Below are 22,349 nucleotides of genomic sequence, written 5' to 3'. Positions count from 1 at the left end.
AATATGATGATGAAATTATCATTTCACTCTCAATATGCCCGTGTCGCCGGGCGTTGCGAGTTACTTTTTTCGGCAAAAAGTAACCAAAAACCCCGCCCAACAACTGGCCCCTCGGCAACTGCTCCTGCGTTGCTCTACTACGCTACATCCCTGTAGCTATACGGGGTCCCCTCACTCCAGCCTATTTTAGCAGGCCGTATCGACAGGCCTTCCCTAGCCTGACGATACTTACGCAAACATCCTGTTTGCTTACCCCCTAAAATAGGCCTCCATTCGGCTCAGTCGTAAATGGGCGAAAACCCCAATCGATTCCAGACTTATGAGGTCTAGCATTAAGTCATTTTTATTTCGACCGAAACTCAGGATTTATAAGGCAGATGCGCTCTGGCATCTTGCTGGTACGACGCCACCATAGCCGCCTCCTGTTGCAAAAAATCGGCGATGGCGGGGTTAAAGCGCTCATCGGCCAGCCAGTGGTTGGAGTAAGTTAGCACCGGTTCAAAGCCACGGGCCAGTTTGTGTTCACCCTGGGCACCGCCATCAAACCTTGTTAAGCCCTGCGCTATGGCGTAATCGATACCCTGGTAGTAGCAGGTTTCAAAATGCAAAAAATCAAATTCCGCCAGCGAGCCCCAGTAGCGGCCGTACAAAGTGTCGTTGTCGCGTAAAAGTAATGAGGCAGCCACCGGCTGCGTATCCAAATACGCAACGATCATCACACACTGATCGGCCAAGGTGGCCCCCAGGCGCTGGAAAAACGCCTCGTTTAAATACCCGGTGTGGCCGCTGCGTTTTAGATAGGTGCGCAGATACATCTGGTAAAAGAAAGCCCAGTCACTATCGCCGATGTCCGCACCCGCAAGAGTGCGAAAATGAAACCCCTGCTCACGCACTTTACGCCTTTCTTTCACCACGTTTTTGCGCTTGCGTGAGCTAAAGGTGGCGACAAAGTCCTCAAAGCTGTCGTAGCCGCGATTAAACCAGTGAAACTGACAGGCGCTGCGCTGGCCGAAGCCTGCGGCTGTTAACGTCTGGCTAAGCTCGGGGGCGGGAAATAAACAATGCCACCCAGACAAGCCTTGGGCTTCGCACTCGCGTTTTAGACACTCCAACGCAAAGTACTGCACAGAGGGCTCAGAGCGCCCGAGCAACCTGGGCCCGTAACAAGGGGTAAAGGGCACGGCGCTGATTAGCTTGGGGTAGTAATCCAAGCCATAGTGCTGATAGGCGTCCGCCCAGGCCCAGTCAAAAACATATTCGCCGTACGAATGCGTCTTTATATAAGAGGGAATAATGAGCGCGGGGGCACCCTGATCGGTTATGTATAAGTGATGGGGTTGCCAGCCAGATTCCTCGTCGCACACACCTGCGTCTTCAAGCGCGGCCAACCAGGGGTAAGACATAAACGGATAGGGCATGTGCGCATGGCCATCGGCGGCCAGCGTTTGCCAGGCGGCTTCACCGATATCGTGAACTGAGGAAACAAACTGATGCTGCATGATTCAGTACTACCGTTTCTACACCGTTTTAGCGTTTACAGATTACAGGTGCTACCCGCATTGGCGTCAAAGCCGGCCAACACATGGTCTATGGTATCCGCCTGACGGGCGTTATCAATCACCATGCGCTCTACCGCCTCGGTTTGGGTGCGCAAGATGCCAATTTGGGTGAACATAGGGTCGCGTTCGTTCACTCGGGTTTGCATGTGGACTTTGTCCATCACATTGCCGTCGTGCCAGATACGCACAAAACCGACGTCCGGATCGCTGGACCAATGCACTTGCATAGCAATGTCGTGCCACTGGCCGGGGCTCGCGCCATCCGCTAAGCGCCAAAATACGTCGTCAGCGGCGGAGGCCTGAAAACTTAACTCGGTGCCGTGAATGTTAAATCGCATTTGCTGCTGCCAGCTGGTATCGGACTCCCAGTAGCCCAGCTCATGCTTGGCGTCTGACCAGGCCTCGGGCAGGTAGTAACTCCAGCCAAAGTTAGTAGTGCTGCCCTCAGAAGTATCGGCGGGTTTAAAGGTCAGCTCGCTGCGGTTAAGGGCGGCATTGCCGTGCCAGAGAAACGACTCGTCGCCGGTGAGGGTAATCAGCGCGGCGTGCTGGCCTTCGTAGACGCAGTCGCTTTGCACCTTAATCCCCTGCGGGTTGAGGTGGTAATCCCACTGGCTTAAATCGCCGGTTTCAAAATCGCCGCGCCAGCTATTGTCAGCCCAAACGCTCACCGCCATTGCCAACAGTCCCATTAGCATCATTATTTTCATCATTTGGCTCCCTTATTCCACCCAGCAGTCGACTATAGAGGGGCAAAAAACAAATTGATAGCGTTGTCAGATTCACACAAGTGTTAAAAAGTGAGACAGTCGCGAACCCTCGATGCAAAAAAACTGTCACAATGCCCGCGTAGGCTGGCCGACCTTTGCGCCATTTCGCTTTTGATAAGGGGTTGCAGTACAATCGGTCGGCTACACGGGGCTCGGGAATAGCCCCCAGTGATAGATGAACGATAAAAACAGCAAATCGCCCAACAGCGATTGAAGAAAAACCCGCGCCAGCCGGGAAAACAAAGACCATTTATGCAGAATCTGACAATGCAAGAACCCGGCACCTCAGGCGCTGATCGCCTGAACGCAGTGGGCCGCCGCTTGGGCCAGGCTCTGTCTCGCGTTTCTACCCGCCGCTGGCAACAGCTGGCGCTGTTGCTTATTGTGCTGTGGCTGGCCCACAGCCTGGCGCAACTGTTTTGGGCACTGACCCCAAGCCCCGAGATTCCCCCCGCGAGTATTTCCCCCAACGCCCTCGAAACCGGCAGCTCGCAATCGGGCGCGCGTCCGGTGGATGTGAATGAATTGAAAGAGCTGACCATATTTGGTGCCGGTAGCGGCGAAGTTGAAGAGCTGCCGGTAGAGCAGGCGCAGCCACTGGAGCCACAAATTGAAGATCAGGCGGTAGACACCAAATTATCTCTGGTGCTGCAAGGGGTCATTAATTCCAGCGACAGTAAATCTGCCCGCGCCATTATTGCCGATGCCAAAAGCCAGGCGATTTACGGCCCGGGCGATGAACTGGAAAACATGAACAACGTTAAGGTTGCCAAGGTACTCGATTTACGAGTCATTCTGGACAACAAAGGCCAGTACGAGTCTCTCTGGCTTTATAAAGACGACCCCAACGCGCCGCGTATTGCCCGGCGTCAGGCACCGCCACCGGCCGACACCCCAAGCCGCAGCTGGGAAGGCGACCCGCAAGAGTTAAGCGAAGGCAGCGATGCCGAAGCCCCCGCTCAGGGCCCCATTGAAAAAGACACCCCCGGGGCCGACACCAGTCAGGCCATTGAAGCGGCGCGTAAGAATTTATCCGACGTAGTCGCCTTTAACATTCACCGCGAGAACGGCCAGATCAAGGGCTACAAGGTTCGACCCGGTCGCAACTCAGCGGCCTTTGATGCCGTTGGCCTGCAAAACGGCGATGTCGTAACCGCCGTAAACGGCACACCGCTGGATAACCCGGGGCGTATCATGGAAATTTATCGCAATTTAGGTCAAGCCACATCCGCCAGCCTCGAAATCGAGCGCAATGGTGAACCCGTGACCGTTGACATAGAGCTGGAGTAAGTGAGGTTTTTTGTGAGAGCGTGTTATCAACAAATCCGAGCCACCTTTCTGGTGATTGCTTTGGCCCTACCGGTGATGGTCACCGCCGCCGAACAAACCTGGACCGTCAACTTTAAAGACTCGGATATTCAAGAAGTCATTAAGTTTATCGCCGAAGCCACCGGCAAAACCATTGTCATCGACCCCAAGGTGCGTGGCCAGGTGAAGGTGATTTCAGACAAACCCGTCAACAGCAAAGAGCTGTACGGGTTATTCTTATCCATTCTGGACGTGCACGGTTTTACCGCCGTAGAAAATGGTCAGGTGGTGCGTATTGTCCCCAACCGGGATGCCCGCTCGCTGCCCATTCCCAGCGCCGATAGCGGCCCGGACGATAACGACGCCTACATGACTCAAGTCATCCAGCTGGAAAACATCAGCGCCGCCAAACTGCTGCCGGTACTGCGCCCGTTAGTGCCCCAGCACGGTCATATCTCCGCCTACGATCCCAGTAACGCGATTATCGTGACCGACACCCGCGCCAACATTAACCGTTTGCTGGATGTGGTAAAACAAATCGATAAGGCGGCGGTCATCAGCACCGAGCTGGTCGAACTGCGCTACGCCCAGGCCGATGCCATTGTGAAGGTAATTCAGCAACTGGAAAAACCCGACGCCCAGCGCGGCAACGGCAGTGCGCCGGTCACCGTGGTGGCCGATACCCGCATTAACGGTGTATTGATCAATGGCGATGATATGCAGCGCGAGCGCATCAAAATGCTGATTCGCCGTCTGGATCGCCCGCAAATTACCAACTCCAACGTACGCGTTATTTACCTTAAGTACGCTAAAGCCGATCAGGTAGCCGAAGTGCTGAACGGCGTACTGCAAAACATGCAAAAAATCGAGCAGGCCGAAGGCGGCAACACCGCCGGCTCACGCAACCAGGTTAAGGCCAGTGTGCAGGCCGACGAAGACACCAACGCCATTTTGATTACCGCCGATGGCGATACCCTGCAGTCGCTGATGGTGTTGGTAGAAAGCCTGGATATCCGCCGCGCCCAGGTACTGGTGGAGGCGATTATAGTCGAACTGTCCAGCTCTGATGCCGCCGAACTGGGGGTCGAGTGGATGTACCGCGACGACGACGCAGGCTTCGGCAGCTCTGCCAACGACGCGGCCAACGATATGGGCGTGATTGGCTCGGTGGGAGCCAGCGCCTTCGGGGATGACGACAGCGCGCTGGTGAATCTGGCCCAGGGGCTTGCGGGCATTCCCGGCCAGGTATTCGGTATCGGCCATCTGGGTCAGTCCACCGATATGCTGGCGGTGCTGAAACTGTTAAAAGCCAATGGCGCGACCAATATTCTCTCTACGCCGAGCCTTTTGACCACCGATAACCACGAAGCGGAAATCTCCGTGGGTAAAAACGTGCCTTTTGTCACCGGCTCTTACACCAGCACGGGCGGCGGGAGCAGCAACCCCACCAACCCGTTTAACACCGTCGAGCGTAAAGACGTGGGTATTTTGCTAACCGTAACCCCCCACGTAAACGACGGCGATACCGTGGTGATGGATATTGCGCAGGAGATTTCCACCGTGGACGACTCAACGGCGGCCAATAACGGAATTGTTACCAATCAGCGCAAGATCAACACTCAGGTAATGGCCGCGTCGGGCGAAATTGTCGTATTGGGCGGCTTAATTCAGGACGATGTCAGCACTTTTGAACGCAAGGTGCCCCTGCTGGGCGATATTCCCATTCTGGGTAACCTGTTCAAAAGCCAGAGCAAAAGTACGGCCAAAACCAATCTGATGGTGTTTATTCGCGCCAGCGTGGTGCCGGATGATGCGATGCTGATTGGCGCCACCTCGGAAAAATACCGTCATATTCGCGAGCGTTTGATCGATCAACGCAATAACACCAATCTGATCACCAGTCCGGACGACATTCCCATGTTGCCCGAGTGGGAAGAGCAGCTACGCCGGGTGCAAAGCCGTTATGAATACGGTGAAGAGGCCGTCGAAGAACCCCCAGCCGAGGCCGGAGAGTAAGCGGTGAACAGCGAAATCTCTGAACCGGCTAAACTGCCTGAGGAATTTGAAGAGGCCCTGGGCACCGAGGAAGAAGAGCATCTGGCCGCCAGCGCTGGTGAAAGCCCGCGCCTGCCGTTCAGCTACGCCTCGGATCACGGCGTCATGCTCGACCCCGAGCGCCCCAATACCGTATTGCACAAACCGGGGTTACGCCTTGAGGTACTGACCGAGCTGTCGCGCTACTTTGATGGCGAAATGACCCTGGAAGAGCTGGACGCGGACACCTTCCAGCGCCAACTGACCCGCGAATACCAAAGCAGCGACGGCGCCGCCCAGCGCGCCGCCGAGGATTTGGGCAACGAGTTTGATCTGTCCTCCATGGCCGATGATCTGGCCGATCGCACCGATCTGTTAGCGGGTGACGACGACGCCCCGGTGATTCGTCTGATCAACGCTATTCTGTCCCAGGCGGTGCGTGAGCAGGCCTCGGACATTCACCTGGAGCCTTTTGAAGACCGGGTATCCGTGCGCTTTCGCACCGATGGCGTGCTGAGCGAAGTGCTCTCGCCCAAGCCCGAGCTGGCCCCAGTGCTGGTATCGCGTTTAAAAGTGATGGCGCGGCTGGATATTGCCGAAAAACGCCTGCCTCAGGATGGCCGTATTACGGTACGCCTGGCCGGGCACGCAGTGGATATTCGGGTATCGACCATCCCCTCGGCCCACGGTGAGCGCATCGTGCTGCGCCTTTTGGATCAGGCCGCCGGTCAGCTCAAGCTCGAAGAGCTGCAAATGCCCAAACAAGTGCAAGAGCGCTTCGGCAAAGCCCTGCTGCGTCCCCACGGTATTATTCTGGTGACCGGCCCCACGGGCTCGGGTAAAACCACCACACTTTATGCGGGCTTAAGCCACATTAATGCGCCCAGCCGCAACATCCTGACCATTGAAGACCCCATTGAATACCTGCTGCCGGGCATTGGCCAGACCCAGGTAAACGCCAAGGTGGACATGACCTTTGCCCGCGGCCTGCGCGCCATTTTACGTCAAGACCCGGACGTGGTGATGGTGGGTGAGATTCGCGACTCCGAAACCGCCGACATTGCCATTCAGGCCAGTTTGACCGGTCACTTGGTGCTTTCAACCCTGCACACCAACACCGCCATTGGCGCGATTATGCGTTTAAAAGATATGGGGGTTGAACCCTTCCTGCTGGCCTCGAGCGTCGAGGTAGTCATGGCGCAGCGCCTGGTACGCAAGCTGTGCAACGAGTGTAAAGAGGTTTACGAGCCCACCGAATCCGAGCGGGATATGCTGAAAATTCCCGCCGGGCAAACCGTATACCGCGCCAAAGGCTGTAACAAGTGCAACCAGATGGGCTATCGCGGCCGTAAGGGGATTTACGAGCTGATCGAAATTAACGAGCAAATGCGTCACCTGATTCACGAAGAAGCGGGCGAGCAGGAGCTGATAGCCGAGGCGCGCAAGCAGTCCGAGTCCATCAGCGACGACGGTCGCCGGCAGGTGGTTGAAGGTGTCACCAGCCTTGAAGAAGTGCTTCGGGTAACCACGGCTGGCTGATTATGGGCACTTTTAGTTATCGCGCACTGAACGACTCCGGTAAAACCGTCAAGGGCATCCTTGAGGGGGATTCCGAGCGCCAAGTGCGCGCCCAGCTGCGCGCGAAAAAGCTCAAGCCCCTTGAGGTATCCGACGCCGGTAACGCCAAGGTACGCGCAGCCAGCAGCAGCGGCAGCGGGTTTTCGCTGTTTCAGTCCACCCCCAAGCTTAAGGGCCGGGATCTAAGCCTGGTTACCCGCCAGCTGGCCTCGCTGCTAAGCTCGGGTCTGCCTCTGGATGAGGCTCTGCAGGCCACGGCCAAACAGGCGCAAAAGCCTGCGGTAAAGCAGGTAATGCTGCAAATTCGCACCAAGGTGCTGGAGGGGTTTTCCCTCGCCCAGGCGCTGGGAGAGCATCCGGGCTCGTTCGACGATATGTACCGCGCCATGGTCAAAGCGGGGGAAAGCTCCGGTTATCTCGGCCCGGTGCTGGAGCGATTGTCCGAGCACACCTTGAATTCACAGCAATTAAAGTCGCGCCTGAAAACCGCGATGATTTACCCCATCGTGCTGCTGGTAATGAGCCTGGCGGTAATCGTCGGCTTAATGGCCTTTGTGGTGCCCGACTTAGTCAACCTGTTTGCCCACTCTAAGCGCGAGCTACCCGCCCTAACCCGCGCCCTTATCGCCAGCAGCGATTTTATTGTCGGTTACGGCATTTGGGTTCTGGCCGCTGGTATCGCGGCCATGTACGGCGTTAAACAATTACTGAAAAATCCGGCGCGACAAAAGCGCTGGCACCAGGTGCAGTTAAAGCTGCCGGTGATCGGCAATGTAGTGAATCAATCTAACTCGGCGCGCTTTGCCTCTACCCTCAGCCTGTTGATGTCCAGCGGTGTACCGCTGCTGCAGGCGCTGAAAATTGCGGGCCAGGTGATGACCAATCGCGTACTCCAGGAGGCCTGCGCCGACATCGCCAACCAGGTGCAAGAGGGTACGGCCCTTAACCGCGCCATGGAAAAAGCCGACTGTTTTCCGCCGCTGTTGGTGCAGATGGTGGCCAGTGGCGAAACCAACGGCACCCTGCCGGTACAGCTGGAGCACGCCGCCAAAGACCAGCAGCGTGAACTGGAAATGGTGTTGTCGGTCTCACTGGGCTTGATGGAGCCCGCCACCATTGTTCTGATGGGCGGTGCGGTGTTAGTCATTGTGCTGGCCATATTGCAGCCAATTTTTGAAATGAATCAGATGGTGGGCTAGGGCCAGATCAACCCTAACCCAGCATCAAACGTGAATTAATCGTTGTCAGGCAGATAACCGGGCAAAACACACAACGGAGTAAAACCGATGAAATTAACCAATCGCCAAAGCGGCTTTAGCTTGATTGAAATTATGGTAGTGGTGGTGATTATTGGCCTGCTGGCCAGTATCGTCGCCCCCATGGTGCTGGACCGTGCCGATGAGGCGCGGGTTAACAAGGTGAAGGCGGATTTTAAAAATATCCAGACCGCGCTGAATTTGTATCGTATTGATAACTATGTCTACCCCTCCAGCGAGCAGGGCCTGGAAGCACTGGTGACCAAACCGACGGTCAGCCCGGTACCGCGCAACTACCGCCAGAGTGGTTACCTGGACCAGTTGCCCGTTGACCCCTGGGGCAGCGCCTACTTGTACATCAGCCCCGGTGAAAGCCGCGAGTATGATATTTACACTCAGGGCGCCGATGGCGTAGCTGGCGGTGAAGGCCCGGCCGCTGATATCAGCGTGTGGGATCAGGAACTGCCCGAGCAATAATGAACCATGAGCTTTTGCCCGCGCCAGAGGGGCTTCACCCTCATCGAGATTATGATCGTGGTAATGATCATTGGCCTGAGCGCGGGCATGGCCACACTCGCCTTTGCCCCAGACGACACCAGCCGCCTGGAACAGGCCGCCGATAAATTTATGCTGCAGGCGGAATTTGTCGCCGAGCAAACCACCTTAACCGGGGAGGTGATTGGCCTGTTTGTCAGTCCCAGCCAAAGCCGCGAAGGCGAGCAGTGGTGCTATCAGTGGCGTCGCTTTCGCAACAGCAGCTGGCAGCCGGTTTCCGACTTTCTTGAAGACCAGTGCCTGAACCCGCAAATGTCGCTGGAAATGATCGTCGAGGGCGAGCCCTACGAATACGACGAGCGCGAAACCACCCCGCAACCCGTGCTTATCTATTACCCCAGCGGCGAAGCCACCCGCCTCGAGCTGGCGCTGTTCACCCGCTTTGACAGCGATGAAGTGCAGCGCATTACTGTGGATATGATGGGCGATGTGGTGTGGGAAAACCGCGAGCAGGAACTGGCCGAGCTGGAGAACGACTGGTGAAGTTCGCACGCGGTTTTACCTTGCTGGAAGTCATGGTTGCCCTGGCCATTGTCGCCACGGCCCTGCCCGCACTGATGATGCTGATCACCAGTCAGCTGCAGGGTGCGGGCTTTAACCGCGAAAAAACCCAGGCCTACTGGATTGCCGAAAACCAGCTCACCCGCATCAAAATGCGTAAAGAGCTGGTGGAGCAATACACCATTCCCGACACCGAAAGCGGCAATATCGAGCGCGGTGGTGTGCGCTGGTACTGGGAGCTGGAAGCCGAAGACACAGAGGTAGAAGGCTTTTTACGTCTGGATGTGCGCGTTGCCCTGGATTCCAGCAAAGACAACACTCTGGCCACGCTCTCGGGGTTTATCAATGAGTAGCCTGGCCCGCCCACAAACCGGGTTTACCCTGATTGAGGTGGTGATTGCCCTGGCGATTACCGCCGTGATCATGACCTTCAGCTACCAGTCATTCAGCACCGCCTCGCGCAGTGCCGAGGCCAGCGCCCAGGTGCTGGCGCGCATTAATGAGCTGGACCGAACCTGGCAAATTCTGGGGCAGGACGCGCGGCACATTCTTACCCCGGTAGACGCCAGCGGCGATGCCTCGGTGATAGGCGGCCTGCGCCGCCCCTTTCGCGGCGCAAGCCTGTACGGAGATACCAGCGGCGATAAACTGGTGCTGCAATTTACTCGCGGCGGTTGGCTTAACCCCATGAACCGCCCCCGCAGCGATATGCAACAGGTGATCTACCGCATTGAAGACGGCACCTTATGGCGCGACTTTCGCCCCGAGCGCAACTTTGTGGTGGAAGACTGGCTGTACGCCGAAGACTTAATTCGCCAGCCCATGCTGGAGCAAGTCGCGGATATCGACGTGCGCTTTTTGTCGCCACAAATGGCGCAGCAGCAGGGCACCAGTGTGCTCAGCGGTGAAGATTACGCCCGCGACTGGGTGCAAAACTGGCCCGACAGCAGCGGCGTGGGGGTGGATACCAGCCTGCCCATCGCCATGCTGGTGCGTATCGAACTGGAAGACGGTTTAGTGAGCGAGAGGCTGTATGATCTGGCGCAATAAACCTTCACTGAGCTTACCCCGGCGCCAGCGCGGCACGGTGCTGATACTGGCCATTTTAGTGGTCACACTAGTAGCAGGCTTTGCCATTAAAGCCTCGCGCGACTATCAGCTGAGCATGGCCCGTGCCGAGGCCCGCTGGCACGGCGCTCAGGCACGGGCCTATTTGTCCGGCGCCGAAAGCCTGGCCATTTACTTTCTTGAGCTGGACGACAACACCGAGGTCGACAGCCTGCTGGAGCCCTGGGCCATGGAACTGCCACCGTTTCCCATTGAAGGGGGGATGATTCTCGCCGAAATTGAAGACGCCAGCGCCAAAATCAATCTGAACGATCTTACCGATGAACTCGGCAATTCCGATCAAGGCCCTACCTCGTACACCCGCTTCAAAACCCCACAAAAACACTTTTTGCGTTTGCTGCAAAGCTTCGAGGAGACCTACCCGCTATCACTGGAAGATGCCATAGGCATGCTGGAGGCGATGGTCGACTGGGCTGATACCGACGATGACATTACTGGTTTTACCGGTGCCGAAAGCGATTACTACCAGTCACAGGACCCGGCCTACGCCACCGCCAATGCGCCTTTCACCAGCGTGGATGAACTGCGCCTGGTGCGCGGCTTTACCCCTGAGCTGATGCAGCTGATTAAACCCTACATTACCGTGTACACGGCCGGTGGGATGCTGAATGTGAATACCATCAACCCGTTTTTACTGCGCACCTTTAACGACGCTGAAAACCTGGAGCCGCTGGCGGGCGAAGTGGCCGGGCAAATCGTCGCCGAGAACGGCGAGTACGCCAGCATGGAAGAGTTTACCAGCCACACCGGTTGGGGTAGCGCCATCACCGGCGAGCTGGATACCGAGTATGCCGCCATCACCACCAGCTATTTTCTGGTCACCACCCGGGTCCAACTGGGTGAGCAAAGACGCAGTATGCAAAGTCTTTTGTCGCGTGCGGAGGGCGATTTTAAGGTAGAAAGCCGCCGCGACGTGTACGATTACATCCTCAATCTGGAACGCGCCGGTGCTAACGCCGGCCTAGCGGGAACGACAAACAACAATGAGTGAGCAGATCACCCTCTACATAAGTCATTACGGCAGCGATTTAACCTGGTTAATACGCCGACCCGAGTTACCCGAAGAGCTGGGTCAGGGCAACAGCGAGGCTTTAGGCCTGGCGTTGGACCGAGCCCTGGGCCAGGGTAACCACCGGGCGCGCCTGATCGTCGGCGGCCCCCAGGTTGTGGCCCGCAGCCTCAGCTACCAGGAAAAGGAAAAGCGCCACCTGCGCAAGCTCATGCCCTTTCAGCTTGAGGAAGAAGTGATTGGCGATATCGACCAATTTCACTTCGCCCTCGGCAAAGCCCAGGACGGCGTGGTTAATGTGGTCTACACTGAGCGCACCCGCCTGGCCGAACTGTTTGCGCAGCTGGCCGAAATGAACATCGAAATTGTCCAGGCGCTGCCCGCAGGCTTAATGCCCGACATTCCCCAGCCCGAGGCTACCGACGAATCCCCCGTGGATATCTGGGCGATTCACCGGCAGGACGAGTTAGTAAGTATTCACTACGGGCAAAGCCAAGGCTTTACAGTGACCGCCAATAACTTGGCCGCCGCCGTCGAGCTGCTGCTAAAAGCTCAGAACCGGGTGGACAACCTACCCCATTTAAGCCTGAGCGCGCCGGATGAAAACCAGCTTGAAGCGCTGGAGCAAGCCCTGCCCGCCAGCCTGGCCGACGCCAGTGGCAGCACCCGCCTTGCTTCGCTGTGGGATTTTGAACCGGGCAGCGACTGCATTGATTTATGCCAGGGGGAGTTCTCCCAGCGCCTGCCCATCGAGCGCTGGTGGAAAGCCTGGCGCACCGTGGCCATCGCCGGTGCCGCCGCGGTGGTGGTTTATATCGCCACCTTGCTGATTTCCATCAATCAGCTGCAAAACCAGAACCTGGAGATTCGCAAAGACATCGAACAGGTATTCCGCACCATAGTCCCCAACGGCCCCGCCAATGACCCCGAGCGGCGCTTGCGCATTATGGCCCGCGATCTGGAGCCGCAAGGTGAGGGCGGCCAGGTTATGCCGCTACTGGCCGAGGTACTGCCCAAGGTACAAAGCCAGGGCGATATTACCCTCAAGGGTGTTTACTACACCGCCGAGAGCGACGAGCTGAGCCTGAATTTGCAGGCTGGCACCTTTAACGCCATTGAATCGCTGCGCGGCGGTATTGAAAGCGCGGGGCTGTCCGCCGAACTGCTGTCCGCCAGCGCCCAGGGCGATACCCACTCGGCGCGCATGAAAGTGAAAAGGGAGCTGCCATGAACCAGTTATTCGATGCCCTCGCCAAATACAACCGCCGCGAGCAAACCATCTTGCTGCTGGGCGCCTTGGCCGTGGTGCTGTACATCCTCTGGATGGGCGTATTGGCACCCTTGAAAGAAAAACGCGAGCAGCAGGTGGTTACCAACGCCTCCACCACTGCCGCGCTGGAGCGGGTAAAAGTGCTTACCGCGCGTATCAACAAAGCCGAAAGCGACAGCCGCCAGCAGAGCGCCGCCAGCAGAGGCAATATCAGCCAGCTGATTGACTCCACCTTGCAAGCCAACGGCCTGCGCATGAGTGGCTTTCAACCGGTTACCCGCGGTGAGGTGCGCGTCCGGCTGGATAACGTCAACTACAGCGCGATGATGCAGTGGCTGTACGATTTAGAGTACAAACACGATGTCAGTGTAAAAGACCTGTCGATGGCATCCACCACCACACCGGGCCAGGTGACCGCCAACGTGCGCCTGAGTAAAAACTGATGCGCTCGCTACTGCTACTAGCCGCCTTAATAGCCGGCTTTTGTCAGGCCCAACAGGCGCCCATTCGCACCGCCGAAAATCTGTTCGATGCCAAAGCCCTAAACCTGGGATTGGAGATGGCGCCGGGCGCCGAGACCTATACCGTGTTCAGCGCTGGCGATAACACCTACCAATACAACCACGGCGCTGTGCCTTTTGCGTTTAAAGGCAAGCTTTACGTGCAGTGGCAAAGCTCGCCCAAAGATGAAGACGCCCCTACCACTCAGGTGCGCTACGCCATGAGCGTAGACGGCAAACGCTGGAGCGACGCTATCGTGCTGGCCGAACCCAGGCCCGACGCCACGGTCACTAACGGCGGCTGGTGGGCCTACGGCGATACGCTGGTAGCTTACATTAATGTCTGGCCCCACGATGCCGAACCCCGGGGCGGGTATGTGGAATATCGCACCAGCAAAAACGGTATTCACTGGAGCGCTGCCAAACCCGTGCTGGATGATCAGGGTGAGCCTTTGCAGGGAATTCTAGAGCAGGACATTCGCGCCCTGACCGATGGTCGCCTGATTACGGCGGCGCATTTACAACCGGGCCTGAAAGTCGCGCCCCTGTTTACCGACGATGCCACAGGCCTTAGCGGCTGGCAGGCGGGTGAAATGCAAAACCTGCCTACGCAATCCGACGTCAGCCGCGAAATCGAGCCCAGCTGGTTTAGCCGCAGCGACGAGCTGGTGATGATTTTTCGCGATCAAGACTCCAGCTTTCGCATTCTTGCCTCGGTGAGTAAAGACCGTGGTGAAACCTGGAGCCCCCCGGCCTTTAGCAATATTCCCGACTCGCGCGCCAAACAAAGCGCTGGCAACTTACCCGATGGCGGGGCGTTTATTATCAATAACCCCAGCGGCAGCAAAGAGCGCTACCCGCTGGTTATCAGTACCAGCCAAGACGGCGAGGTGTTCGACCGCGCCTATATCCTGCGCGCCGAAGGCGATGCCGTGCCCGCGCAAAAATACCCCGGGCGTTACAAACGCATCGGCTACAGCTATCCAAAATCGATGGTGTACAACGGCTATGTGTACACCGCTTATGGCACCGGCAAAGAAGATATCGACATTACCCGGGTGCCCGTCGCCTCACTGCAATACGAATAACGGTTAGAGTTTATGATTCGCTGGATTCTTTTTGGTCTTGTTTGCACCCTGATATTTGCCGTTACGCAGATACCCGCCACCTGGGGTGCGTATGTCATGACAAACGGCACGGGCCTGGGGCTGTCGGGTATCTCCGGCAGCTTATGGCAGGGTAAAGCCGGTATGGCCTCGGTGCGTATTGACGGGCGCAGCTACTCACTGGGCGAGCTCAACTGGCAGCTTAAGCCTTTAAGCCTGTTAACCCTAAACCCCTGCGCCGACGTCACCGCCAGCCTGGATCGCCAGCAAATTAACGGTCGCGCCTGTGCAAGTACAAGTGGCGCGTTGAAACTCAGCGATGCCAATATCAGTATTCCCGCCGCCCTGATTCAAGACTTGCCCGAGCCCACCAAGTTGAATGGCCTGGTATCTGCGCATATTGATACGCTGAAACTGAACGGGCAAAGCCTTGAGGCGTTAAAGGGGAATCTAAGCTGGACCAACGCCCGCCTGCACAACGGCCAAAACTGGCTCACCCTGGGCGCCTTTGCCGCCGACTTGTCCGCCAGCGATGAAGGGCATATTCGCGCGGATATTTTTTCTTTAGAAGGCCCGGTGGATTTAACCGGCAACGTGGTGATGCCGCTGACCGGCGGTATTATTATCGACGCCAATTTTAGTTTCAGCGACGAGTTTGCGCGCGAGGTGCAAGCCGACCAGTGGCTGCCCATGCTGGCAGAGCCGCTAGACGACGGCCGCCACCGTTTGCGCATGACGCTCTAATTATTCGATGTCGTGCCTCCTGCCGCACAAAACAGTAGGAGGCACGAAAATACATGACTTCCCCTCACCCAAAACCCGATGGTGCGTACATAAAACCAGCACCCCAAAATACACTTCTTGTTATTCCTTTAAGCCGGATTAACCCCTTTATATGTTCGCTATGCTATGGTCAGCATCTGACTTCGCATTTCCTAAAGGTGTTGTAATGCTGCGCAAAACTATCGCTATAGTTAGTACGTTTTTACTCTTCTCTATTCCCGGAGGTATCACAATGGCAGAAGACCACGCCGACCACACGGCCATGCCCACACCGAAGGTTATTATTTTCGATGTAAATGAAACCCTGCTGGATTTAGAGTCCATGCGCGCTTCAGTGGGTGAAGCATTAAACGGTCAAACCGAATTACTGCCACTGTGGTTTTCTACCATGTTGCATAACTCTCTGGTGACGACGGTTACCGGAGATTATCAAGATTTTGGCAAAATTGGTGTGGCGTCACTGTTAATGGTTGCCGAGAATAACAATATCGAACTGAGCGAAGCCGCTGCCAAAGAAGCGATTGTGACACCGCTGCTGAGCTTGCCGCCCCACGCCGATGTTAAACCCGGATTAACTCAATTGACCGAACAGGGGTTTAAAATTGTCAGCCTCACCAACTCGTCCAATAACGGCGTAAAAACTCAGTTTGAAAACGCAGGCCTTACGGATTATTTTGACCACCGTTACAGCATTGAGGACATTAAAATCTACAAGCCCGATTTACGCGCCTACGCCTGGGCACTAGAACAATTAAACGTGAAACCAGAAGAAGCGCTGATGGTGGCCGCACACGGTTGGGATGTAGCCGGTGCAAAAGCCGCAGGCTTACAAACCGCTTTTATCGCCCGCCCGGGCAAAGCACTTTACCCACTGGCACAAAAGCCTGATTACATTGTTAAAACCGTAACAGAGCTGGCTAATCTATTAGCAGAATAGTAAATAACTTAACCTACCCAACCCCCTAGATTTCAGACGCCCATAATCGTTGTGACCAGAAACACTCTCAACGGCTATGGGCGTTTTTAATAACCCACCCTGCTAAGCGACCAAGCTTTTTCAAAAAGCTCCGAACTTCTGCGCTCGTAGATCACTCAGAGGTTTCAACAAGCTGTATTTGAAATGTACCCGACTATAAGAAACGCCTTATGGAAGTTTTTTAATAAAAACGTTCCATTTAACAGCGTAATTTTTATCTTAAGTCTACCCCTAAACTTGAGGGTTATGCGGCCAAACGCTCAAGTTTAAGATTATGGAAGAACGACAACCGTAAAAAACATAGAAATCTTGGGGTACACGAAATATGAACAACGATTCTTTCACAACGAAAAAAAAATCACTGTTTAAAATTTTGCTCGGTATGCTTGCTATCTAGTATTTTGGTAAGTGCCTGTGGCGGCGGAGGTTCAGGCGGCAACAGTGACGGGGGCGGTAACACCCAATCAAGCAGCTCCGTGGTATCGTCAACCAGTTCCTCTAGCGAAGCATCAAGCAGTGATCAAACCGAAAGCAGTAGCTCGAGCGAAAATAATAATGCACCCATTACCGTAAACTCCCCACAGGCCCTTTCAAAAAGCATAGAGTTTGAAGGTGCTATTAAAATGGGCCGTGCCATCCCCGCCCCAAGTAATGCCAATGGCGGCACACTTGAAGTCAGCAGTGAGGTTGCCATCACAGCTGGCGGTGCCAGCCAGTTATTGGTTAAGCCAGTGCTTGAAGAGGGATATTACGTACACGCCTACATGATTCAACTGGAAGGTGTAGATGAAACTTTCGTCATCCCCGCTAAAGCAGATGGCACCCCCATGTACCAACAGTCTTTAAGCCTTGCCGCTTCAGACTTACCGCATAAAGTCGAGAATAATATTCTCGCCGCCAAAACTGGCGCAGCCCCCCTTGCAAGTGGCTTGAGCGGAGATGATCGCATCCAGCTAAACTGTACCGGCCGCCCCACTCTCTATTACGATGCGCCAAGTTACTCAGCACCTGCGCGAGTGCAAGCGTATATTCAGCCCCAAGAACCCGTTCAAAGTATGGACTTTGATGCGTTTCGTGATGGCTTGTCTATCCCTACAGATTATTGGAGTATCGATACCTCCAATTGGACTCAGCCCGCTGAAGTTGAAATTAAAGCGGTAAAAGTCGGTTCAGGGGAATTCCAGGTAACTCTGGCCTGGGACAGCAAGGCCGATGTGGACTTACACCTAGATGAACCCGGCGGCAGTACTATTTATTACGCGAACCCAGACTCTGCCAATGGCGATGGCTATCTTGATGTCGATGATATTGACGGCTATGGTCCAGAGAATATCTTTTTTGATTCAAATATTCCCGCTGGAGAATACACCATCAAGGTCCATTTATTTTCTGCACCTTCGTCCAACGAACTGCCAACGTCTTACACCGTCACCGTTAAAAACAATGGCTCGGTGAACAGCTATAACGGCACACTTACCGCCACTGACGAAATCGATGTTATTACCAGCTTAACTCTTACAGGTAGCGGTAATTCCGGCCAGAGCCAAAGCAGCAGTTCCAGTGGAAATACTGATACCGGCAACGGAGAAGACACAGGCAATAGTGGGAATACTAATAATGGTGGAGATACCGGCTCCATTGGCGATATAGATACGGGTGACATAGAGCTAGGTGCCTGTGGTGTGAAGCAGTATGGCTTTACCAATATCTGTTATACCAACTATCCAACCGAAGCCTGTGATTTATTGGCCGATGAAATGGCCGGGCTTGCCGATGTATTTACTTATCACAGTACCGATTGCGGCAGTGGTTATAACTGCAGTATCGACCTACTCACTTACGACGGGCAGAGCATTCCTGCGGACTGTCTGAACTAATAACTTACCGAACACCAGCCGGTTGCCCCTTCTGGATGATCGGCTAGTGTTAAGGCAGCGCATTATTGTCAATTTTCTTAAGAAACCCCAGTTCAATCATGGGTGCCATGTAACTGTCGGGCTTGCGTCTTATCTGGTCGCGTAGCAACACCTGCATACCCCGCTTAAAATCCAGTCTGGGAAACTCTGCAATCACCTCTCGCATCGTGTCGGGGTGAATCTCGTCCAGCCATAACCCGGCGACATCTGCACCTGCGCCAAAATGCAGTAAAGCGATTTCCGGGGCCATTTTATGCGCATGACCTACGGTATTGTGATGTATTACCATTTCGTGAATTAGCTCGGCTCTGTGACTGTCGATATTCTGTGATTGACAAAAATCGAGCGCCGCTCGGGCTCCATCCACTTCAAAGGTATTACCCCGATCAAAGGTTTCGACCAGTCCCAAGTCGTGCATAACAGAGCCCATAAAAAGCACTTCTTTGTCAAAGGGCTGTTTGACTTTGTGTGCCATAGCCGCGGCGAAAGCATAGCTGCGCAGACCATGGTTGAGCAAAAATTCCGGGCTGTGCTGGCGTACCAGTTCAAGCGCCTGGGTGCAGGCTGCTGAGTCGGGTACACGATATTGATGTTTTGCTACAAAGTTCAGCTTTTCACGGCTGATACGTCGCCTTACTTTGCGCCCTATTGTCTTAAGATCGGTGTGAACAAAGTGGCAGAGCAGACAGGATTTGGCAGGTGCTGGTTTGGTGTGGGTAAGGGACATACGACAAGTAGAAACCTATTTTGTACTATTTCGAACAATAATATATATTAGGATTAACTTTTCATCAATATTGTTCGAAGTGGTACAAAATGTCTGAGAAACGAAGAGGGCGACCGCCCAAGTACGACTCACAACAGGTGTTGGCTCGCGCCGGTGAGGTGTTCTGGCGCAAGGGTCTGGCGGCGACCTCGCTTGATGACTTGGCTTCAGCCATGGGTATGAATCGCCCGAGCCTCTACAATGCTTTTGGTGATAAGGAGGCTCTGTATCGCCGAGTGATGGCTGAACTCGACAAGCAAATTGCCGAGGAGCTCTACGAAGTGTTAAACGCCGAGCCCGATCTCAATAAAGCCTTGAAGGCTTTTTACCGGCGTGCCTTGGCGGTTTATCAGTCATCTGGCGAAAATCTTGGTTGCTTTGCCATATGTACAGCGACGGTGGCAGCACCGCAATGCCCCGCAATCAAACAGGACTTGCTCGAGTTAATTCAACGAGTCGATCAAACCATTACGCGCCGCTTACAGCGGGCATCGGCCGAGGGTGAGTTGCAATTGTTAGTCTCAGAGAAGGAGTTGGCCAAAGTCTTTCAAGCCCTACTGCACAGTTTAGCGGTGCGTACCCGCGCCGGGGAGTCGCCCAGCGCGCTCAAGCGAATCTATTGCACCGCAGTGGATGCCTTGGTGCCGACCCAGTAGCGGTCAGCCCAAGGGTCGAGTGTAGAGGCTGTCAATTTTGAACCCCTGCTCGGTCGGTTGAGTTAAACCGGGTTTAACATCGGCGTGGGGCGGCAAGCTCAATTCGATATTATTATTCTCGGCAATCATTAACAGAGATACCACACCAATTTTGCCAAAGCCTTGATAATCGTCGGTAAGAACGTCTTTAGAATTAATACTCCGCCAGCCAATGGTGCAGTCAATTTCCCTCTTTAAAGCGCTCGCTGGAAGTTTTACACCTGAAGAAACACCCCGAAAAAAACAACCCGGATCGTTGCGCGGATTAAGACCATGTTCGACAAGTAGAAACAGGGGGTGTGGTGTGGAACAGCTGAACAACGATACCGAAACGGCGCTTAACAGACGGTAATCATGTTTATGACAAGCTACAACGCCCTGCCTTGGTACTTAAAAAAATGCCCACCGATAAGGCGGGCGTTTTTATTTAGCGCTTGGCGGCTTCACGTATATCCATAATCGGCATGGCGCCATCGCCCAGAATGGTGCTTGGCAATTTGCCGTCCCAAGCCTGGGCCTCGGTGAGTTTTACAATCAGCGGGTTATCGCGCAACGCTTTGGCTTTCGCTTCGATGGCTTTAGCTTCTGCTTCGCCTTTTAACGTAATTGATTGAGCTTCGGCCTCGGCCACTTTAATAATACCTTGAGCCTTTGCATCTGCGGTGTTTACCTCACGCAAGGCTTCTAAACGCTGTCGCTCCAGCTTATGCTCTTCGGCAGCCGCCAGATTTTTTTCCGTTTGTTTGGTTTCAATGGACTGAATGTATTTATGCGGCAGCACAATATTCTCAATTTGAATATTATCGACAATCACCGGAAATTCAGCCATCTCTTCAATCAAGCGCTGCTCGATTCCTGTAATCGCGAGGGCGCGATCTTGAATCAGCTGTTCGGCCTCAAACTTGGGGATGGTGTCTTTGGTTGCTGAGCGAAAACGCGGATCGAGGATACGTTGCTCGAACTGCAAAAGCCCTCCATAGCGGCGATACAAGTCTAAGGCGGCTTCTTTATTGACGGTCCAGTTAACCGAAACTTCGATCGTAACCGGCATTTGTTCGGCGGTGCTACTGGCCATTTTCTCGCCATTTTTACGGGTACGGACTTCGATGGATTCTACCGAGTCCATAAAAGGCACTTTAAAATGCAGACCCGGATTTTCTTGATATTTCGCCTCGCCAAAACGTTTTACGATACCCACATGCCCCTCTTCGACCGTGTACACCGCACTGAAAGCCACAAGTATCGCAATCAATGCCACTGCACCAATAGCAAACCATTTGATATTTAATTGTTTTTGAAACATTAGAGCTAGATTCCTTGTTTAATTGAAGGTATTTTCCTGGTGTGAATTAACGCGTTTTAACTGTATAAATGATGATTTTGCAGCAATGTATAAACATTAAAACCCACCGTCGCAGTGGGCTTTAACTGGGCTCATAAATTTATATTCTGTGGTTCACATCTTAAGCTAGAACATCCGTCCGCCGCGCCCGGTGTCTTCTTCTTCAATGGAAAGACTATCAGCCGCATTGGATAAATAAGTGGCGTCAGTTTCAGAGCCGAGCTTAATCATCAAACGCAGGTCATTGGGTGAGTCGGCGTGAGTGAGCGCATCTTCGTAAGTGATTTCACCACTGTCGTACAGGTTGTACAGCGCCTGATCGAAAGTCTGCATACCAAGTTCGGTGGATTTTTTCATTAACTCTTTAAGCTCGCCCACCTCACCTTTGCGAATTAAATCCGACATAAGCGGCGTGTTCAGTAACACTTCCAAACAGGCACGGCGGCCTTTACCGTCCGGCGTGGGTATCAGCTGCTGCGCCACAATACCTTTAAGGTTGAGCGATAAATCCATCCACAATTGACGGTGGCGATCAGCGGGAAAGAAGTGAATAATTCGATCCAGCGCCTGGTTAGCGTTATTGGCGTGCAAGGTACATAAACACAGGTGGCCGGTTTCAGCGAAAGCAATGGCGTGCTCCATGGTTTCGCGCGAGCGTACCTCACCAATCAAAATCACATCGGGCGCTTGGCGCAATGTATTTTTAAGCGCGATTTCAAAAGAGTCGGTATCAATCCCTACCTCGCGCTGGGTAATAATGCAGCCTTCGTGCTGGTGGATAAACTCAATAGGGTCCTCAATGGAAATAATATGACCTTTAGAGTTGCGGTTGCGGTGGCCAATCATCGACGCCAGCGAGGTAGATTTACCTGTACCTGTCGCTCCAACAAACATCACCAGACCGCGCTTGGTCATGGCCAGCTCTTTAATCACATCGGGCAAATGCAGGTCGTCGATTTTAGGAATTTTGGTTTCGATTCGACGCAACACCATGCCGGCCAGGTTGCGCTGGTAAAAAGCACTGGCACGAAAGCGACCAATACCGCGCGCACTGATGGCGAAATTAAGTTCTTTTTCTTCAAGAAATTCACGGCGCTGCTTTTCATTCATCACCGACAACACAAGCTCGCGCGCCTTTTCAGGTGCCAACGGCGTTGCTGTGGCGGGGACGACTTTACCGTGAAGTTTGATAGAAGGTGGCACACCGGCGGTGATAAATAAATCCGACGCACCTTTATCCACCATCAACTGCAGTAATCGATCAAAATCCATAATATCCCCCAACTATTTTCGTTAT

21 protein-coding genes are annotated in these 22,349 nt (G+C 54.3%); 16 read left to right on the top strand and 5 right to left on the bottom strand.

Features of this window, described 5'->3' with window-relative positions:
* Positions 1 to 359: 359 nt before the first annotated feature.
* On the bottom strand, positions 360 to 1,499 hold the full coding sequence (locus D568_RS0116490; RefSeq protein WP_020210712.1) for a GNAT family N-acetyltransferase: 1,140 nt from the start codon (positions 1,497 to 1,499) through the stop codon (positions 360 to 362).
* Between the two features lie 35 nt (positions 1,500 to 1,534).
* On the bottom strand, positions 1,535 to 2,272 hold the full coding sequence (locus tag D568_RS0116485; protein ID WP_020210711.1) for a polysaccharide lyase family 20 protein: 738 nt from the start codon (positions 2,270 to 2,272) through the stop codon (positions 1,535 to 1,537).
* Positions 2,273 to 2,581: 309 nt separating this feature from the next.
* Between D568_RS0116485 and gspC the strand changes: the two genes are divergently transcribed.
* The 15 genes from gspC to D568_RS21255 all read left to right on the top strand — a co-directional run bounded on the left by gspC (position 2,582) and on the right by D568_RS21255 (position 18,210).
* On the top strand, positions 2,582 to 3,619 hold the full coding sequence (gene gspC / locus D568_RS20520; protein WP_083915386.1) for a type II secretion system protein GspC: 1,038 nt from the start codon (positions 2,582 to 2,584) through the stop codon (positions 3,617 to 3,619).
* A 12-nt stretch (positions 3,620 to 3,631) separates the two neighbouring features.
* Complete coding sequence (gspD, locus tag D568_RS0116475; RefSeq protein WP_245551650.1) at positions 3,632 to 5,653, top strand: type II secretion system secretin GspD; 2,022 nt, start codon at positions 3,632 to 3,634, stop codon at positions 5,651 to 5,653.
* A 57-nt stretch (positions 5,654 to 5,710) separates the two neighbouring features.
* A complete protein-coding gene (gene gspE, locus D568_RS0116470) occupies positions 5,711 to 7,210 on the top strand; it encodes a type II secretion system ATPase GspE (RefSeq protein ID WP_051084090.1) in 1,500 nt (499 codons plus the stop codon).
* Positions 7,211 to 7,212: 2 nt separating this feature from the next.
* Complete coding sequence (gspF, locus tag D568_RS0116465) at positions 7,213 to 8,448, top strand: type II secretion system inner membrane protein GspF (protein WP_020210707.1); 1,236 nt, start codon at positions 7,213 to 7,215, stop codon at positions 8,446 to 8,448.
* A gap of 87 nt (positions 8,449 to 8,535) precedes the next feature.
* Positions 8,536 to 8,982 (top strand): type II secretion system major pseudopilin GspG, encoded by a 447-nt coding sequence (gene gspG / locus D568_RS0116460; protein WP_020210706.1) that lies wholly within the window; start codon positions 8,536 to 8,538, stop codon positions 8,980 to 8,982.
* A gap of 6 nt (positions 8,983 to 8,988) precedes the next feature.
* The gene (locus D568_RS0116455) at positions 8,989 to 9,543 is read left to right on the top strand and encodes a prepilin-type N-terminal cleavage/methylation domain-containing protein (RefSeq protein ID WP_020210705.1); all 555 of its coding nucleotides are present in this window, start codon (positions 8,989 to 8,991) and stop codon (positions 9,541 to 9,543) included.
* Positions 9,540 to 9,914, top strand: coding sequence for a type II secretion system minor pseudopilin GspI (gene gspI / locus D568_RS20515; protein WP_020210704.1), 375 nt, complete (start codon positions 9,540 to 9,542; stop codon positions 9,912 to 9,914). Before D568_RS0116455 ends, gspI begins: the two co-directional genes overlap by 4 nt.
* Positions 9,907 to 10,611, top strand: a complete 705-nt coding sequence (gene gspJ / locus D568_RS0116445) for a type II secretion system minor pseudopilin GspJ (RefSeq protein WP_020210703.1) — start codon at positions 9,907 to 9,909, stop codon at positions 10,609 to 10,611. The genes gspI and gspJ overlap by 8 nt, the downstream gene beginning before the upstream one ends.
* Entirely contained in the window at positions 10,595 to 11,680 is a 1,086-nt protein-coding gene (gene gspK, locus D568_RS20510; RefSeq protein ID WP_020210702.1) for a type II secretion system minor pseudopilin GspK, read from the top strand. The genes gspJ and gspK overlap by 17 nt, the downstream gene beginning before the upstream one ends.
* Positions 11,673 to 12,929, top strand: a complete 1,257-nt coding sequence (gene gspL / locus D568_RS20505) for a type II secretion system protein GspL (protein ID WP_020210701.1) — start codon at positions 11,673 to 11,675, stop codon at positions 12,927 to 12,929. Before gspK ends, gspL begins: the two co-directional genes overlap by 8 nt.
* On the top strand, positions 12,926 to 13,411 hold the full coding sequence (gene gspM, locus D568_RS0116430; protein ID WP_020210700.1) for a type II secretion system protein GspM: 486 nt from the start codon (positions 12,926 to 12,928) through the stop codon (positions 13,409 to 13,411). The genes gspL and gspM overlap by 4 nt, the downstream gene beginning before the upstream one ends.
* Complete coding sequence (locus D568_RS0116425) at positions 13,411 to 14,556, top strand: sialidase family protein (protein WP_020210699.1); 1,146 nt, start codon at positions 13,411 to 13,413, stop codon at positions 14,554 to 14,556. The genes gspM and D568_RS0116425 overlap by 1 nt, the downstream gene beginning before the upstream one ends.
* 12 nt (positions 14,557 to 14,568) lie before the next feature.
* Positions 14,569 to 15,318 (top strand): type II secretion system protein N, encoded by a 750-nt coding sequence (locus D568_RS21260; RefSeq protein WP_020210698.1) that lies wholly within the window; start codon positions 14,569 to 14,571, stop codon positions 15,316 to 15,318.
* A gap of 205 nt (positions 15,319 to 15,523) precedes the next feature.
* On the top strand, positions 15,524 to 16,294 hold the full coding sequence (locus D568_RS0116415; RefSeq protein ID WP_211211710.1) for a haloacid dehalogenase type II: 771 nt from the start codon (positions 15,524 to 15,526) through the stop codon (positions 16,292 to 16,294).
* Positions 16,295 to 16,956: 662 nt separating this feature from the next.
* A complete protein-coding gene (locus tag D568_RS21255; RefSeq protein ID WP_157497939.1) occupies positions 16,957 to 18,210 on the top strand; it encodes a YfaP family protein in 1,254 nt (417 codons plus the stop codon).
* Between the two features lie 49 nt (positions 18,211 to 18,259).
* Here D568_RS21255 and D568_RS21550 read toward each other — a convergent pair whose 3' ends face one another.
* Positions 18,260 to 18,976, bottom strand: coding sequence for an HD domain-containing protein (locus D568_RS21550; protein WP_020210695.1), 717 nt, complete (start codon positions 18,974 to 18,976; stop codon positions 18,260 to 18,262).
* Positions 18,977 to 19,065: 89 nt separating this feature from the next.
* On the opposite strand from D568_RS21550, the gene D568_RS0116400 reads away from it, so the two are divergent.
* Positions 19,066 to 19,671 (top strand): TetR/AcrR family transcriptional regulator, encoded by a 606-nt coding sequence (locus D568_RS0116400; RefSeq protein ID WP_026287102.1) that lies wholly within the window; start codon positions 19,066 to 19,068, stop codon positions 19,669 to 19,671.
* A gap of 466 nt (positions 19,672 to 20,137) precedes the next feature.
* Here the strand turns inward: D568_RS0116400 and D568_RS0116390 are convergent, their stop codons facing one another.
* Together D568_RS0116390 and D568_RS0116385 are read right to left on the bottom strand one after the other, a co-directional pair.
* Positions 20,138 to 21,013 (bottom strand): prohibitin family protein, encoded by an 876-nt coding sequence (locus tag D568_RS0116390; RefSeq protein ID WP_020210692.1) that lies wholly within the window; start codon positions 21,011 to 21,013, stop codon positions 20,138 to 20,140.
* A 165-nt stretch (positions 21,014 to 21,178) separates the two neighbouring features.
* The gene (locus tag D568_RS0116385; protein ID WP_020210691.1) at positions 21,179 to 22,324 is read right to left on the bottom strand and encodes a PilT/PilU family type 4a pilus ATPase; all 1,146 of its coding nucleotides are present in this window, start codon (positions 22,322 to 22,324) and stop codon (positions 21,179 to 21,181) included.
* Positions 22,325 to 22,349 lie beyond the last annotated feature (25 nt).

It is taken from the genome of Gilvimarinus chinensis DSM 19667 (assembly GCF_000377745.1).
In the GTDB taxonomy this organism is placed as follows: Bacteria; Pseudomonadota; Gammaproteobacteria; order Pseudomonadales; family Cellvibrionaceae; genus Gilvimarinus; species Gilvimarinus chinensis.
This window is presented reverse-complemented; position numbering and strand designations above follow the sequence as displayed.

Bases quoted from the DNA above. Each gene is read 5' to 3' on its own strand.
- D568_RS0116490 (WP_020210712.1), bottom strand. From the start codon at position 1,499: ATGCAGCATCAGTTTGTTTCCTCAGTTCACGATATCGGTGAAGCCGCC.
- D568_RS0116485 (WP_020210711.1), bottom strand. From the start codon at position 2,272: ATGATGAAAATAATGATGCTAATGGGACTGTTGGCAATGGCGGTGAGC.
- gspC (WP_083915386.1), top strand. From the start codon at position 2,582: ATGCAGAATCTGACAATGCAAGAACCCGGCACCTCAGGCGCTGATCGC.
- gspF (WP_020210707.1), top strand. From the start codon at position 7,213: ATGGGCACTTTTAGTTATCGCGCACTGAACGACTCCGGTAAAACCGTC.
- gspG (WP_020210706.1), top strand. From the start codon at position 8,536: ATGAAATTAACCAATCGCCAAAGCGGCTTTAGCTTGATTGAAATTATG.
- D568_RS0116455 (WP_020210705.1), top strand. From the start codon at position 8,989: ATGAGCTTTTGCCCGCGCCAGAGGGGCTTCACCCTCATCGAGATTATG.
- gspJ (WP_020210703.1), top strand. From the start codon at position 9,907: ATGAGTAGCCTGGCCCGCCCACAAACCGGGTTTACCCTGATTGAGGTG.
- gspK (WP_020210702.1), top strand. From the start codon at position 10,595: ATGATCTGGCGCAATAAACCTTCACTGAGCTTACCCCGGCGCCAGCGC.
- gspL (WP_020210701.1), top strand. From the start codon at position 11,673: ATGAGTGAGCAGATCACCCTCTACATAAGTCATTACGGCAGCGATTTA.
- gspM (WP_020210700.1), top strand. From the start codon at position 12,926: ATGAACCAGTTATTCGATGCCCTCGCCAAATACAACCGCCGCGAGCAA.
- D568_RS0116425 (WP_020210699.1), top strand. From the start codon at position 13,411: ATGCGCTCGCTACTGCTACTAGCCGCCTTAATAGCCGGCTTTTGTCAG.
- D568_RS21260 (WP_020210698.1), top strand. From the start codon at position 14,569: ATGATTCGCTGGATTCTTTTTGGTCTTGTTTGCACCCTGATATTTGCC.
- D568_RS0116415 (WP_211211710.1), top strand. From the start codon at position 15,524: ATGCTGCGCAAAACTATCGCTATAGTTAGTACGTTTTTACTCTTCTCT.
- D568_RS21255 (WP_157497939.1), top strand. From the start codon at position 16,957: ATGGGCCGTGCCATCCCCGCCCCAAGTAATGCCAATGGCGGCACACTT.
- D568_RS21550 (WP_020210695.1), bottom strand. From the start codon at position 18,976: ATGTCCCTTACCCACACCAAACCAGCACCTGCCAAATCCTGTCTGCTC.
- D568_RS0116400 (WP_026287102.1), top strand. From the start codon at position 19,066: ATGTCTGAGAAACGAAGAGGGCGACCGCCCAAGTACGACTCACAACAG.
- D568_RS0116390 (WP_020210692.1), bottom strand. From the start codon at position 21,013: ATGTTTCAAAAACAATTAAATATCAAATGGTTTGCTATTGGTGCAGTG.
- D568_RS0116385 (WP_020210691.1), bottom strand. From the start codon at position 22,324: ATGGATTTTGATCGATTACTGCAGTTGATGGTGGATAAAGGTGCGTCG.